A 13,883-nucleotide genomic window follows, 5' to 3' on the forward strand; every position below is an offset into this window, starting at 1 on the left:
GGCCTCCGGGCGATTGACGACAGCATTATTGGCATTCTTGCTTGTCGGAATTCCACGGCAGCGAGCAGGTCCAGGGACGCTGCCGCTCTGCGACTGCTTCCTTCTTGCGGCGCTTTTCCTTGATCCTCTCGGGCTCGCCTACATCAGCCAGCACGGCCGGATCCTGGACCGTGCGAAACTTGTCCGGCGGATCGCTGAGGTAGCGGCGCTGATCCAGATAGGCGCCCTTCTGCAGCTTGCGTGCCTCGCGGTAGGCCTGCTGCTGCTCCTTCTCGGAGAGCTGCTTGGCGGTCCCGGAAGACGCGGCAAGCGGCGAGCGATATGTCGAGCTGTCCTGATTGGCCGTCGCCTCCTCGAGCAGGCGGGCACGGGTCTCTTCCGGAGATTCAACCCAGGCCGGGTTGCTCTTCGAAGCGAGGCTCTGCTCCGGCGGTACCAGGGTTGCCTGTTCGGGGTTGGAGGGAACGACAAGCGTCGGACGCGGCTGGGCGTTGGCCAGAGCGATCTTCTGCTTTTCCTTCGCTTCCTTGTTGCTCAACGACACTGAACTTCCCAGATCGTCAACCAGCTGCTCGGCGGAGGTCTTGCCGGTTCCATAAGTCGGACTGCCGACGCACCCCGTGGCCATGACACTGGCAACCAGCGCCGCTGCTATACCAGCGCCTACGCGAAACCGATGCGACATTACCATGCAAATCCTTCCAGCCCGCTGTTCGGACCCTCTCAAACAGCCAGTCTGCGCCTCTTAGGTGCTAAATCCGACCAATTTCAGGCAGCGTTTTAACGGATGAAAAGCATTCGCGCAATTCATCCGGTTGTTGTTACTCAGCCTTCGGCCAATTCCCTCAGAGCGGCTGCATCGCGTGCGGAAACGTCCGGATAGGCCGGATCGGAACCGACATCCCTGGTGATTTTCCACGAACGCGCGCATTTGCGGCCCTCTGCAAGCGCGGGCACCACTGAGACCTTCGCGACTTCCGGCAGGCGGAAGGCGTCGGCCGGGCCTTCGCCATCCACAACCTTGATGTCGGAGGTGATGCAGATTTCGGCGAAATCCTGGCCTTCCAGCGCCTTCAGAAGCTCCGGATCGGCGACATGGACGATCGGCGCGGCTTCCAGCGAAGACCCGATCCGCTTTTCGCGACGTTCGACTTCCAGCGCGCCGGTGACGACGTAGCGGACATCGCGGATCTTCTTCCACTTGGCGGCGAGCGCATCGTTCTTCCAGTCCGCCGGCACATCCGGGAACTGTTCGAGATGGACCGATTCGGCGTTCGGATCGCGCGCCAGCCACGCCTCTTCCATGGTGAAGGCGAGCATCGGCGCCAGCCACGTGACGAGGCAATCGAAGAGCTTGCGGATGACGAAGAGCGCCGAGCGGCGCTTCATCGACGACGGCGCGTCGCAGTAGAGCGCATCCTTGCGGACGTCGAAGTAGAAGGCCGACAGTTCGATGTTGGCGAAGTCCGTCAGCGAGCGCACGACGCGCTTGAAGTCGAACTCGTCATAGCCGGTGCGAACGATCTTATCGAGTTCGGCCAGACGGTGCAGCATCAGGCGCTCAAGTTCCGGCATGTCGGAGAGCGCGATCTCCTCGCCGGTGTCATGTGCCAGCGTGCCGAGCATCCAGCGGATCGTGTTGCGGATCTTGCGGTAGCTGTCGATGTTGGTCTGGATGATCGTCTTGCCGAGACGCTGGTCTTCCCAGTAGTCGGTGTTCATCACCCACAGGCGCAGGATATCGGCGCCAGACTGGGACATGACGTCCTGCGGGAACACCTGGTTGCCGAGCGACTTTGACATCTTGCGGCCGTCTTCCGCCATGGTGAAGCCATGGGTGACGACGGCGTTATAAGGCGCACGGCCGCGCGTCGCGCAGCCTTCCAGCAGCGACGAATGGAACCAGCCGCGATGCTGGTCGGAACCTTCGAGATAGACGTCGGCCGGCCATTTCAGGTCCGGACGATCTTCCAGCACGAAGCTGTGGGTGGAGCCTGAATCGAACCAGACGTCGAGGATGTCCATGACCTGCGTCCACGTGTCGGCGTCATGGCCATTGCCGAGGAAACGCTCCTTGGCGCCCGGCGCAAACCAGGCATCGGCGCCTTCCTTCTCGAAGGCGTCGAGGATGCGGGCGTTGACCTCTTCATCGACGAGGACGTTGCCCTTGTCGTCCGCGAAGACGGCGATCGGAACGCCCCAGGCGCGCTGGCGCGACAGAACCCAGTCCGGGCGCTGCTCGATCATGCCGCGCAGGCGGTTCTGGCCCGACGCCGGCACGAAGCGGGTGGCGTCGATCGCCGACAGCGCGCGCGAGCGCAGCGTCGTACCGTCGCCGAGTTCCTTGTCCATGTAGACGAACCATTGCGGCGTGTTGCGGAAGATGACCGGCTTCTTGGAGCGCCAGGAATGCGGATAGTCATGCTTGATACGGCCGCGGGCGAAGAGATGGTTCGCAGCGATCAGCGCCTCGATGACACGCTTGTTGGCGTCGCCCTTCTTGCCGTTGTCGTCCATGACGCGGGCCGCACCACCTTCTGCAGAGGGGCCGAAGCCCGGCGCATCCTCGGTATAGAAGCCGTCATCGGCGACCGTGAAGGGGATCTTGGTCGAGATACCACGTGCTTCCAGCTCGCGGGCAGCATCCATCCAGGCGTCAAAGTCCTCACGGCCGTGGCCGGGCGCGGTGTGCACGAAGCCCGTACCGGCATCGTCGGTGACATGATCGCCGTCGAGCAACGGCACCGGGAAGGTGTAGCCGAGATCGGCCAGCGGATGGGCGCAGGTGATGGCCGAGAGTTCCGCGCCTTCAATGTCGCGCACAAGCTTCAGCGTGACCTTGGCCTTGGCGGCGCAGTCATCCGCGAGACGCTTGGCGAAGATCAGCTTTTCGCCCGGCTGCGGACCGAAGTCGTTGGTCGCTTCCGTGACTTCATAGAGGCCATAGGCGAAGCGCGACGAGAAGGAGATCGCGCGGTTGCCGGGGATGGTCCAAGGCGTTGTCGTCCAGATGACCACGTAGGCATCAAGGAGGTCAGACTTTCCGGTGTCTCGCTCGACTTCAACGAACCAAACCGGGAACTTCACCCAGATCGTGTCGCTCTCGACCTCGTGGTATTCCACTTCGGCTTCGGCGAGCGCCGTGCGCTCGACGACCGACCACATGACCGGCTTGGAGCCACGGTAGAGCTGTCCGGCCTTGGCGATCTTCAGAAGCTCGCCGGCGATGCGGGCTTCGGAATGGAAGGCCATCGTCGTGTAGGGCGTCTCGAAGTCGCCTTCGATGCCGAGGCGCTTGAACTCGGCGGTCTGGACGTCGATCCAGTTCTGCGCGAATTCGCGGCATTCCTTGCGGAATTCGTTGATCTCGACCTCATCCTTGTTCTTGCCCTTGGCGCGGTAGGCTTCCTCGATCTTCCATTCGATCGGCAGGCCGTGGCAGTCCCAGCCGGGCACGTAGTTGGAATCATAGCCGCGCATCTGGAACGAGCGGGTGATGACGTCCTTCAGGATCTTGTTCAGCGCGTGGCCGATATGGATGTTGCCGTTGGCATAGGGCGGGCCGTCGTGGAGGACGAACTTCTCGCGGCCGGCGGCCGAGGCACGCAGCTTCTTGTAGAGGCCCATCTTCTGCCAGCGCTCGACGATTTCCGGTTCCTTCTGCGGCAGGCCGCCGCGCATCGGAAAATCGGTCTTGGGCAGATAGAGGGTGGAGGAATAGTCGACTTTTTCTGCGGTATCGCTCATGGTTTCGCCATTGGCTGGGGGCGCTGCATGTCAGCCGCCCGGATATAGGTAACTCTCAAGGAAATTCACGGTGGCGCGGCTTTTCTCCAGCGCCGAAATCCCGGACCTTCGGGCCGCTCCGGCGAGCGCCTCAGAAGGCCGGGCCAATAATTCGGGAAATGATCATCAACCGGATTACAGTCATAGCGGCGGTTGTTTAGGCGTTTTTGCCGCAAATGGAAAGAGGGAGCGGCGGAATTATGCCCTGCCGCCCGCCTCGCCGCCGGAGCGGTTGGAAAAGAAGTCGGCCTTGCCGATGATGCGGGCGATCCACATGCCGGCAAGAAGTGCCGCGACGAAGACAAGTGCGGAGGGATGACCGAGGCCGATCGCCGGAATGGAGGCGCCGGGGCAGAAGCCGGCAATGCCCCAGCCGATGCCGAAGACGGCCGAGCCGCCGATCAGCCGGGCATCGATCGCCGTCGCCTTCGGAAGCCGGAACGTCTCATCGTAGAGCGGCTTTCGTGCCTTGCGGAAGATCAGCGCATAGCCTGGAATGGCAACCGACAGGGCGCCCGCCATGACGAAGACGAGGCTCGGGTCGAAGGTGCCGGCGAGGTCGAAGAAATTGAGCACCTTCGACGGGTTGGCCATGCCGGAAAAAATGATGCCAAGGCCGAACAGGGCACCGGCGAGGAAAGCGACGGGATAGCGCATCAGATGCCTCCCGCGAGAACATGCCGGAGAATGAACACCGTCAGGAAGGCGAATGCCATGAAGGTTGCCGTCGCGGCAATCGAGCGGCGCGAAAAACGGGCGATGCCGCAGATGCCGTGCCCCGATGTGCAGCCGGACCCGAAGGTAACGCCGATGCCGGTGATCAGGCCGCCGATAATGAGCGTCGTCGTCGAAACCGGCACGCTGTATTCGATGACGCCACCGGCAAGCTTGACGACCAGCGGCAATCCGATCGCGCCGGCGAGGAACGCGGCTTTCCACGCCCAGTCCTTGTCGAAGGGCGGTAGCAGTCCGCCGACGATCGCCGTCATGCCGGCGATGCGACCCCAGGAGGCCATGAGCAGGACGGCGGCAAGGCCGATCAGAAGACCTCCGGCGAAGGAGGCAAGCGGTGTAAAGTCAGTCAAAGAGGCGATCCGTTCGGGGCAAATTGAGGCTCATGCGAGCGTGGCGACCGGAAACATATAGGATCGCGGCAATATTTCCATGCCTGCCGGCGAAATATCGCTCCATTGTCTGGTGATTGACCTTACGCGCGGGCTCAGAAGGCGATCTTCGCGTCGAGGTCACCGAGCGGCTTGACGCCAGCCAGAAGCGCCCTCGCCTCCGCCTCGTCCTTCTTGATCTGCTCGACCAGCGGATCGAGACCGGAGAACTTCATCTCCTCGCGCAGATAACCGAAGAAGGAAACGGCACAGACCTCGCCATAGAGATCGCCGGTGAAATCGAACACGAAGGTCTCGAGCAGAGCGGCGCCGTTTTCGGTGACGGTCGGGCGGAAGCCGAAGCTCGCGACACCGTCATGCAGCATGCCGTCGGGGCGACGCAGCCTGACGGCGTAGATGCCGGGCTTCAAGGCCGATTCCGGCGGCAAGGCCATGTTGGCCGTCGGGTAGCCGAGCGTGCGGCCAAGCTGCGCGCCCTTGATGACCTCGGCTTCGACCGTATAGCGATAACCGAGCAGGCCCGCGACCTCGGCGACCTCGCCTTCGGCCAGCAACGCGCGGATGCGGCTTGAGGAAATCACTGCGGCGTTCTCGTCGCGGAAGGCATCCATCAGCGAAACGCCGAAACCATAGGCTTCGCCGGCGGCCATCAGAAACGCCGGTCCACCCTCGCGCCCCTTGCCGAAGTGGAAGTCGAAGCCGGTAACGACGTGTGAAACCTGCAGCCAGTCCATCAGGATCGACTGGATGAATTCGTCGGCCGAGCGGCCGGAGAAATCTAGGTCGAATGGGTATTCGATGACCGCCTTGAAGCCCAGCGCTTCGAGAAGCCGTGCCTTCATCGGCGCCGGCGACAGGCGAAAGACCGGCTGGTCGGGCCGGAAGACCGTGCGCGGATGCGGCTCGAAGCTCAAGACCAGCGCCGGCACGCCGCGGCTTTCGGCGATCTCGAGGGCCCGGTTGAGAACGGATTGATGGCCGCGGTGAACACCGTCAAAATTGCCGATCGCCACCACGCCGCCTTTCAGGCTGTCAGGCAGCAGCTCCTTTTTCTCGTTGCGGTGAAAGACGGTCATCGCGTTCAGGCCAGCCTCGGCATCCACCATTTGGGCGCAGCCCCTTCCCGTTCGAGATAGGCGTCAAGCGCCGCCTCGTCGATCCTGCCGTCGACGGAGTATTCACGGACGTGGATACCACCGCTGATATAAAGAAGGTCGAGGCCGTAGTTGATCGCACCGCGCACGTCCGTCGGCATGCCGTCGCCGATCGCCATCACGCGCGACAGGTCGAAATCGCCGCGTGCCTCGCGGGCCTCGGCAATCGCCGCCTCATAGATCGGCCGGTGCGGCTTGCCGGCGATGCGCGTCTCGCCGCCGAGCTCGGCATAGAGCGCCGCCACGGCGCCGGCACAGGGGATAATCTTGTGGCCGCGCTCGACGACCAGATCCGGATTCGCACAGATCATCGGCACGCCGCGGGCGAGAAAACGCATCAGCATGTCGCGATAGTCTTCCGGCGTTTCCGTCTCGTCGTCGTAGAAGCCGGTGCAGACGACACAGGTGGCGTCGGCCTCTCCGACAACCTCGACGCCCAGTCCATCCAAGAGCGGCAGGTCACGCTCGGGGCCGAGCAGGAAGACTTTCTTCGGGCCCTCGGCAATCAGGTGACGGGTGACGTCGCCCGATGTCACGATGCGGTCATAGGCATCGTCCGGCACGCCGATCATGCGCAGCTGGCTGACGACGCCCGGAAAGGGCCGCGGCGAATTGGTAATGAGGACCACGGTCGCCCCCTTGGCCCGTGCCTTGGCCAGCGCTTCGGCGGCCAGCGGAAACGCGCTGATGCCGTCATGAAGTACGCCCCACACATCGCAGAGGATCACGTCATAGCTGCCGGAAACATCCGTCAGGGTCGAAATGCGGTCTGCCATGCGAGGTCCTTTGTCAGTCTGAGCCACGGCTGACATTGCAAAGCATGCGCCGATTGGCAAGGGACTTTGGTGCGGGAGGAGAAAAAATGCGCCGGGTCGCGACCGCGCTCGGGGTGACCGAATGCCACATCAAAGGGACGGTGCCGAATGCCCATGTGTCTGCGGGAGACAGTGCGTTCGGCGGCAGGCCCAACGCCTTGAAAGCCTGCCGTTAACCGCGATGGATTTTTTGAAAATTTGAAAGCGGCCGTTCTTGACTCCAAGTCGGCCAACTCCTATCTCTCCGCCGCTAGCACTCGCATGATATGAGTGCTAACACCAATCCATACGGGCCTCGCGGCCCGTGAATGTCATTTGATCGAGGGATTAGACAATGGCAAGCACCAATTTCCGTCCGCTGCACGACCGCGTTGTAGTCAAGCGCGTTGAGTCTGAAGAAAAGACCAAGGGCGGCATCATCATTCCGGACACCGCCAAGGAAAAGCCGGCTGAAGGCGAAGTCATCGCCGTCGGCCCGGGTGCCCGTGACGATAGCGGCAAGCAGGTTGCACTCGACGTCAAGGTCGGCGACCGCGTTCTGTTCGGCAAGTGGTCGGGCACCGAAGTCAAGCTCGATGGCGTCGACCTTCTGATCATGAAGGAAGCCGACATCATGGGCGTTATCGGCTGATCCGAGCCAACCCTATCCATCTCAACTGAAATTCACCAAAGGGCTTAAAGCCCGGGAGTTTTGAACATGGCTGCTAAAGAAATCAAGTTTGGCCGCACCGCGCGCGAAAAGATGCTGCACGGTGTCGACGTCCTCGCAGACGCAGTGAAGGTAACCCTCGGCCCGAAGGGTCGTAACGTCATCATCGACAAGTCCTTCGGCGCTCCGCGCATCACCAAGGACGGTGTATCGGTCGCCAAGGAAATCGAACTGGAAGACAAGTTCGAGAACATGGGCGCCCAGATGGTCCGCGAAGTTGCTTCGAAGACCAACGACATCGCCGGTGACGGCACCACGACCGCGACCGTTCTGGCCCAGGCCATCGTTCGCGAAGGCAACAAGGCCGTTGCTGCCGGCATGAACCCGATGGACCTGAAGCGCGGCATCGACCTCGCCGTTGCAGAAGTCGTCAAGGACCTCGCTGCCAAGGCCAAGAAGATCTCCACCTCCGAAGAAGTTGCTCAGGTCGGCACGATCTCGGCTAACGGCGACACGCAGGTAGGCAAGGACATTGCCGAAGCCATGCAGAAGGTCGGCAACGAAGGCGTCATCACCGTCGAAGAAGCCAAGACCGCCGAAACCGAACTCGAAGTCGTCGAAGGCATGCAGTTCGACCGCGGCTACCTGTCGCCCTACTTCGTGACCAACCCGGAAAAGATGGTCGCTGACCTGGAAGACGCCTACGTCCTCCTGCACGAGAAGAAGCTTTCGAACCTCCAGGCCATGCTGCCGGTGCTCGAAGCCGTCGTCCAGACCGGCAAGCCGCTCGTCATCATCGCTGAAGACGTCGAAGGCGAAGCTCTTGCGACCCTCGTCGTCAACAAGCTGCGTGGCGGCCTGAAGATTGCTGCCGTCAAGGCTCCGGGCTTCGGCGACCGCCGCAAGGCCATGCTCGAAGACATCGCCATCCTGACCGGCGGTACCGTGATCTCCGAAGATCTCGGCATCAAGCTCGAGACTGTCACCCTCGACATGCTCGGCCGCGCCAAGAAGGTCTCGATCACCAAGGAAAACACCACGATCGTCGACGGTGCCGGCCAGAAGTCGGACATCGAAGGCCGTGTTGCCCAGATCAAGGCCCAGATCGAAGAAACCACCTCTGACTACGACCGCGAAAAGCTGCAGGAACGTCTTGCCAAGCTCGCCGGCGGCGTTGCCGTGATCCGCGTCGGCGGCTCCACGGAAATCGAAGTCAAGGAGCGCAAGGACCGCATCGACGACGCGCTGAACGCAACGCGCGCAGCCGTCCAGGAAGGCATCGTCCCCGGCGGCGGTACCGCTCTCCTGCGCTCTTCCACGAAGATCACCGTCAAGGGTGCAAACGACGACCAGGAAGCCGGCATCAACATCGTTCGCCGCGCTCTCCAGTCGCTGGTTCGCCAGATCGCCACCAACGCTGGTGACGAAGCTTCGATCATCGTCGGCAAGATCCTCGACAAGAACGAAGAGAACTTCGGCTACAACGCCCAGACCGGCGAATTCGGCGACATGATCGCCATGGGTATCGTCGATCCGGTCAAGGTTGTTCGCACGGCCCTGCAGAATGCAGCTTCGGTTGCTTCGCTGCTGATCACCACCGAAGCCATGATCGCCGAACTTCCCAAGAAGGAAGCTGCCGGCGGCATGCCGGGCGGCATGGGCGGAATGGGCGGCATGGACATGATGTAATAGGGCGACGCCCTGTTACCATCCATGCGGCTTGAGCCTTGCCGGGAGACTGGCGACGATTGCAAGACATCGTCGCCACATCCGGAAAGAGGCAGAAGGCATTGACGGAAAGGCGGCCCTCGGGCCGCCTTTTCTCGTTCCACCCAAAAACCTCCCGGACCAGGCATCAGAATTCCGAAGAATAATAAGCGAGCCTATATAATTGACGATAGTCAATTTTACTATTGCCAATGCCGTTCAACCGGAAAGTCGAGCACACATATTCCCTTATGCTTGGCGCAAACACGCCTGATCAAATCTTTTCTACAGATAAACAAAATTCCAATTTCAACTCAAATCAAACGCAATTAATGCGAGCATCACCACAATTAAACACCTGCTTATCCTATGCAGTAAATGTAGATTTACATTGATTTATATATATCCAAATTTTGATATTATCGTCATTATAAATACATATGAATTCAATAATATTCCCTTCAACTTCAGTCCGTCGTAAATATTTTTTCATTACCCGCACTGAATTCATATACGCAAATCAATATGTATTTCCACCTTGAGAGAGCCAAGGCTGACCAACATCCTCATAGACTTCAGAAAGCTATTCTGATCCTAGTTTTGAAAATATTAAAAATATCCGGCAGAAGAGCACAGTTGCAACGCGGTTCGTTAGTACATATACATCCTATCGGCACTATCTGCTCGCATGAATTCGCAAGACATCGACGTGATACTCTGTACTTCGCCTCAGCCGACGGAACAGGCGCGAGGCGGCGCGGAGGATGACGACGGAGATGGACACCGGCATCAGACAGATCTGGCACAGAGGGACGGCTTGTTTAAGATTGCACATAACAATCTGTCGGCGTCATTCGAGCATCCCGAGCTCGCGTCCCTGAGCGAGGACATGCGCCTGCTCGGGCAGTTCTGCATATCCGAAGCCTGGACAGCCGATCTCAATCACGGCGCCATATATCTCGGGGCGCATGCCGCCACGCACCATGGCATCTCGCAAGGTGAATGCGGCCTGCTGACGCTGATGCGCTGCTATGCGTCCTACGACCGCGGCCGCATTCTCGAACTGTTCGAGAGAGCCGCCATGGCCACCTCGTCCTTCTGCTATGCGACGACGATCCCGTCCTCCAAGGGCGGGGGCCAGCCGATATTCTGCATCGGCGAATCCAACGGCTTCCACGACAAGCAGTCCGGCGCCATGGCGGGCATGTTCTTCTTTCCGCTGTTCCGCGTTCACGACGATGCCGTGGCCAACTGAGGCTTCCTCAGCCAGCCAAGGTCACCTCGTCATCCGCGCTTGGGAATCTCCAGACCGGCGACGCTCGCCGGGCGGCTTGATGCCCGCACCACCCAATCCCTGACCGCCACAAAGTCATCCAGGCCCAGCACGTCGCCGGCCTTGTAGAAGACATCGAGGCCGCGCACCCAGGGAAACGTTGCGATGTCGGCAATGGTGTATTCCTCGCCCATCAGCCAGGCCCGCCCCTGAAGGCGCTCCTCCAGCACGGCAAGAAGCCGCCTCGTTTCATCGCGATAGCGCTCCATCGGATAGGGGTTGCCGGCAATCTTGTCGGCGGCAAACTTGAAGAAGTGTCCGAACTGCCCGAACATCGGGCCGACTCCGCCGACCTGGAAAAACACCCACTGGATCGTCTCGTAGCGGCCGATCGGATCGTTCGGCATCAGCCGTCCGGTCTTCTCGGCGAGGTAGATCAGGATGGCGCCGGATTCGAACAGGCCGACCGCATCGCCGTCCGGTCCGTCCGGATCGATGATGGCCGGGATCTTTCCGTTCGGATTGAGCGACAGGAATTCCTCGGACTTCTGTTCGTTGTCGGAGAACGAAACGGCATGGGCTTCGTACGGAAGCCCAAGCTCTTCGAGGGCAATGGAGACCTTCACCCCATTGGGCGTGGGAACGGAATATAGCTGAATGATCCGGGGATTTCGCGCCGGCCAGCGCTTGGAAATGGGAAAGGGTGAAAGTCTGTCCATGGGAGGCTCCGATGATAATCGGACTGCCATATAGGTGGCCGACACAGCGGAGAAAGAGGGCCGGCGGTCACATTGACTTGAATACCGTCTTCATTTTTCGAACAATATGTAAAGCATCGTGCAGCTATTCATAACGGCCAAAAGAGGGCATCTAATTGGCGACGTTTTAAAGGCGTCGACTTTCAACCAGACGCCACCTTTTGGAGAATTCACGATGTCCTCTGCCAACAGCACCATCCTGCTGATTGCCCGCATTCTTCTGTCCTTCATGTTCATCCTGTCCGGCTTCGGCAAGCTGACCGATCCGGCCGGCACTGCAGGCATGATCACCGGCGCCGGCCTGCCGGCCGCTACGGCACTTGCCTACCTCGCCGGTCTCTTCGAGCTGGTCGCCGGCCTTGCCGTTCTCGTCGGCTTCCAGACCCGCATCGTCGGCTGGGCGCTGGCTCTCTTCTGCGTGTTCACCGCTCTCGTCTTCCATTCGGGCACTGTTGCCATCGACGGCTGGCCGGCAGGCGCGCTCGGCTGGATCAACACGCTGAACCAGATCATGCTGATGAAGAACCTGACGCTTGCCGGCGCCTATATCTTCCTCGCCACCTTCGGCCCGGGCGCCTACTCGCTCGACGCCCGCCGCGGTGCCGCTTTCGCGGCCGCCTGAGGCCAGATCCGGTCTCCTATTAAGACCCAAGACTGAAAAGCCCGCCGCTCCCTGCCGGCGGGCTTTTTCGTGTCGGAACAGAATGCAAGGCCAGATAAAATCCGCGGCCGCGGTCACAGCACCAAACGGACGGCGTCCACGATCTTCCCGACCGTCGGATCGGTTTCGTGCTCCGCCTTGCGGGCGCGCACCAGGCAGGCTTCCGACTTCAGGATCACGCCGTCGGAGAGAACCTTCAGGTGGTTCGCCCTCAGCGTCGAGCCGGTCGAGGTGATGTCGACGATGATGTCCGCCTGACCGGCAGCGGGCGCGCCTTCGGTCGCGCCGAGGCTTTCGACGATGCGATAGAGCTGGATGCCATGCTGGCGCGAGAAGAACTGCTGCGTCAGACGCCAGTACTTCGTCGCCACCGTCAGGCGGCGGCGATGGCGGGCGCGGAAATCGGCGGCGACATCACCGAGGTCAGCCATGGTATCGACATCGAGCCAGATTTCCGGCACGGCGACCACGACATCGGCATGGCCGAAGCCCAGACGGGCGCAGAACTCGACCTTGTTGTCGACGGCCGGAATGCCTTCGCGCATCAGGTCCTCGCCGGTGACGCCAAAGTCGACGGTGCCGTTGCCGACTTCACGCGAGATTTCGGAGGCCGACAGAAAGGCGATCTCGACATCGTCCCAGCCCTCGACGCGGCCGCGATAGGAGCGGTCATTGCCGACGGCGACGATCTTCATGCCGGCGCGCTCGAAAATCGCCGAGGCGTCGTCCTTCATTCGTCCCTTGGACGGCAGGGCGATGGTGATGGTCATTGTCCCGCTCCCGTCGGTCTGGCGGCTTCGATGCGGTCCAGCCACAGCGAGAAGCCGACGGCCGGGATGCGATCCTTCGCACCGAGCAGGGTCAGCAGCCGGTCGAAGCGGCCGCCACCGGCCAGAACCGCGTCGCTGCCGGCAACGCTGATCTCGAAGACCAGACCGGTGTAGTAATCCAGCGGACGCCCGAAGGCCGCCTTGTAGCGGATGGCAGCAAGGTCCATGCCGGCATTGGCGAGCGCCGCAATGCGCCGGTCGAAATGATTGAGCGCGGCATCGATCTTCAGCCCGGTCGCCGCCGCGAATTGCGCAAGTGCTGTCGAGGCTTCGGCGAGCGACACATCGAGGCGCAGGAAGGTCTTGAGGATGCCGATCTGCTGGTCGGACAGGTGCGTTTCCGCGAGCGACAGCTTTTCCTTCAACCGCCTTGCGATATCCGCCGGCGCGCGCGACGCATTGGTCGAATAGCCGGTTTCCTGCATCGTCCGGTCGATATGGGCGACAAGCTCGGCGTCATCGCCGGCGGCCAGCATGGCCGCGACGTCATCGCCAAGCCCATCGACCGTTTCCGGCTGCGCCAGCTTCTTCAGCAGCCCGTCGAGCTGCTGCATGTCACCGAAGGCCTGGACGAGCCGCTTCTGCCAGCCACCCGGCAGGCCCAGGGCCTGCACCACGGCCTCGAAGACGGTCTGGTCTCCGATGACGACGGCAAGGGACGAGGCCGGCAGCAGCGCCTTCAAGATGCGATCGGCATCGGCGATGGAACGGGCGTCGGCGCTTGCTATGTCGCCCTCGCCCAGATCCTCGATGCCGGCCTGGTAGAACTCATTGGAGCCCTCGCGGCGCTGGCGGAAGACCTCGCCGAGATAGGCATAGCGCTTCGGCGTGCCGGTCGCGGTTTCGAGATGGCGCAGGCAGACGGGAATGGTGAATTCCGGCCGCAGGCACAGGCTGGCGCCCGTCTCGCTTTCCGTCATGAAGATGCGCCGGCGAAGGTCTTCGCCGGCAATATCCAGAAACGGTTCGGCCGGCTGGATCACCGGTGTATCGACCCGCTCGGTCTTCAGCTTTTCGAAGAGGGCGAGAAGATCATTGGAGAAGGCGGGAAGGTTGATCAGGGCCATTGGCGGTCTCCCGTGCCAAAGCCCCTCCCCAACCCTCCCCACAGGGGGGAGGGAGCGGG

At 61.4% G+C, this 13,883-nt stretch carries 13 protein-coding genes; 4 read left to right on the plus strand and 9 right to left on the minus strand.

Annotation, left to right across the window (positions count from 1 at the left end):
• Nucleotides 1–25: 25 nt before the first annotated feature.
• From ACU5AZ_RS06385 to ACU5AZ_RS06410, 6 genes are all read right to left on the minus strand, one after another.
• On the minus strand, nucleotides 26–691 hold the full coding sequence (locus ACU5AZ_RS06385) for a hypothetical protein (protein WP_446825183.1): 666 nt from the start codon (nucleotides 689–691) through the stop codon (nucleotides 26–28).
• Nucleotides 692–825: 134 nt separating this feature from the next.
• A complete protein-coding gene (gene ileS, locus ACU5AZ_RS06390) occupies nucleotides 826–3,747 on the minus strand; it encodes an isoleucine--tRNA ligase (RefSeq protein ID WP_446825184.1) in 2,922 nt (973 codons plus the stop codon).
• A gap of 237 nt (nucleotides 3,748–3,984) precedes the next feature.
• Entirely contained in the window at nucleotides 3,985–4,443 is a 459-nt protein-coding gene (locus tag ACU5AZ_RS06395) for a DUF6691 family protein (RefSeq protein ID WP_446825185.1), read from the minus strand.
• Complete coding sequence (locus tag ACU5AZ_RS06400) at nucleotides 4,443–4,871, minus strand: YeeE/YedE family protein (protein ID WP_446825186.1); 429 nt, start codon at nucleotides 4,869–4,871, stop codon at nucleotides 4,443–4,445. Before ACU5AZ_RS06400 ends, ACU5AZ_RS06395 begins: the two co-directional genes overlap by 1 nt.
• 134 nt (nucleotides 4,872–5,005) lie before the next feature.
• A complete protein-coding gene (locus ACU5AZ_RS06405) occupies nucleotides 5,006–5,986 on the minus strand; it encodes a bifunctional riboflavin kinase/FAD synthetase (protein ID WP_446825939.1) in 981 nt (326 codons plus the stop codon).
• Nucleotides 5,987–5,991: 5 nt separating this feature from the next.
• The gene (locus ACU5AZ_RS06410) at nucleotides 5,992–6,840 is read right to left on the minus strand and encodes a TIGR01459 family HAD-type hydrolase (protein WP_446825187.1); all 849 of its coding nucleotides are present in this window, start codon (nucleotides 6,838–6,840) and stop codon (nucleotides 5,992–5,994) included.
• A gap of 373 nt (nucleotides 6,841–7,213) precedes the next feature.
• Here ACU5AZ_RS06410 and groES point away from each other — a divergent pair, with 373 nt between their 5' ends.
• The 3 genes from groES (at nucleotide 7,214) to ACU5AZ_RS06425 (ending at nucleotide 10,490) form a co-directional block, all read left to right on the plus strand.
• Nucleotides 7,214–7,510, plus strand: coding sequence for a co-chaperone GroES (groES, locus tag ACU5AZ_RS06415; protein ID WP_446825188.1), 297 nt, complete (start codon nucleotides 7,214–7,216; stop codon nucleotides 7,508–7,510).
• A 66-nt stretch (nucleotides 7,511–7,576) separates the two neighbouring features.
• Complete coding sequence (gene groL / locus ACU5AZ_RS06420; RefSeq protein ID WP_446825189.1) at nucleotides 7,577–9,217, plus strand: chaperonin GroEL; 1,641 nt, start codon at nucleotides 7,577–7,579, stop codon at nucleotides 9,215–9,217.
• 835 nt (nucleotides 9,218–10,052) lie between these two features.
• On the plus strand, nucleotides 10,053–10,490 hold the full coding sequence (locus ACU5AZ_RS06425; RefSeq protein ID WP_446825190.1) for a hypothetical protein: 438 nt from the start codon (nucleotides 10,053–10,055) through the stop codon (nucleotides 10,488–10,490).
• 29 nt (nucleotides 10,491–10,519) lie between these two features.
• Here the strand turns inward: ACU5AZ_RS06425 and ACU5AZ_RS06430 are convergent, their stop codons facing one another.
• Nucleotides 10,520–11,227, minus strand: coding sequence for a glutathione S-transferase family protein (locus ACU5AZ_RS06430; RefSeq protein ID WP_446825191.1), 708 nt, complete (start codon nucleotides 11,225–11,227; stop codon nucleotides 10,520–10,522).
• Between the two features lie 214 nt (nucleotides 11,228–11,441).
• Here ACU5AZ_RS06430 and ACU5AZ_RS06435 point away from each other — a divergent pair, with 214 nt between their 5' ends.
• Nucleotides 11,442–11,888: a DoxX family protein gene (locus ACU5AZ_RS06435; protein ID WP_446825192.1), complete on the plus strand. Its 447-nt coding sequence runs from the start codon at nucleotides 11,442–11,444 to the stop codon at nucleotides 11,886–11,888.
• Nucleotides 11,889–12,001: 113 nt separating this feature from the next.
• On the opposite strand, the gene hisG is transcribed toward ACU5AZ_RS06435, so the two are convergent.
• Both hisG and ACU5AZ_RS06445 read right to left on the minus strand, forming a co-directional pair.
• On the minus strand, nucleotides 12,002–12,697 hold the full coding sequence (gene hisG, locus ACU5AZ_RS06440) for an ATP phosphoribosyltransferase (protein WP_446825193.1): 696 nt from the start codon (nucleotides 12,695–12,697) through the stop codon (nucleotides 12,002–12,004).
• Complete coding sequence (locus tag ACU5AZ_RS06445; protein ID WP_446825194.1) at nucleotides 12,694–13,824, minus strand: ATP phosphoribosyltransferase regulatory subunit; 1,131 nt, start codon at nucleotides 13,822–13,824, stop codon at nucleotides 12,694–12,696. Before ACU5AZ_RS06445 ends, hisG begins: the two co-directional genes overlap by 4 nt.
• Nucleotides 13,825–13,883 lie beyond the last annotated feature (59 nt).

This window comes from Rhizobium sp. PAMB 3182, from assembly GCF_052908355.1.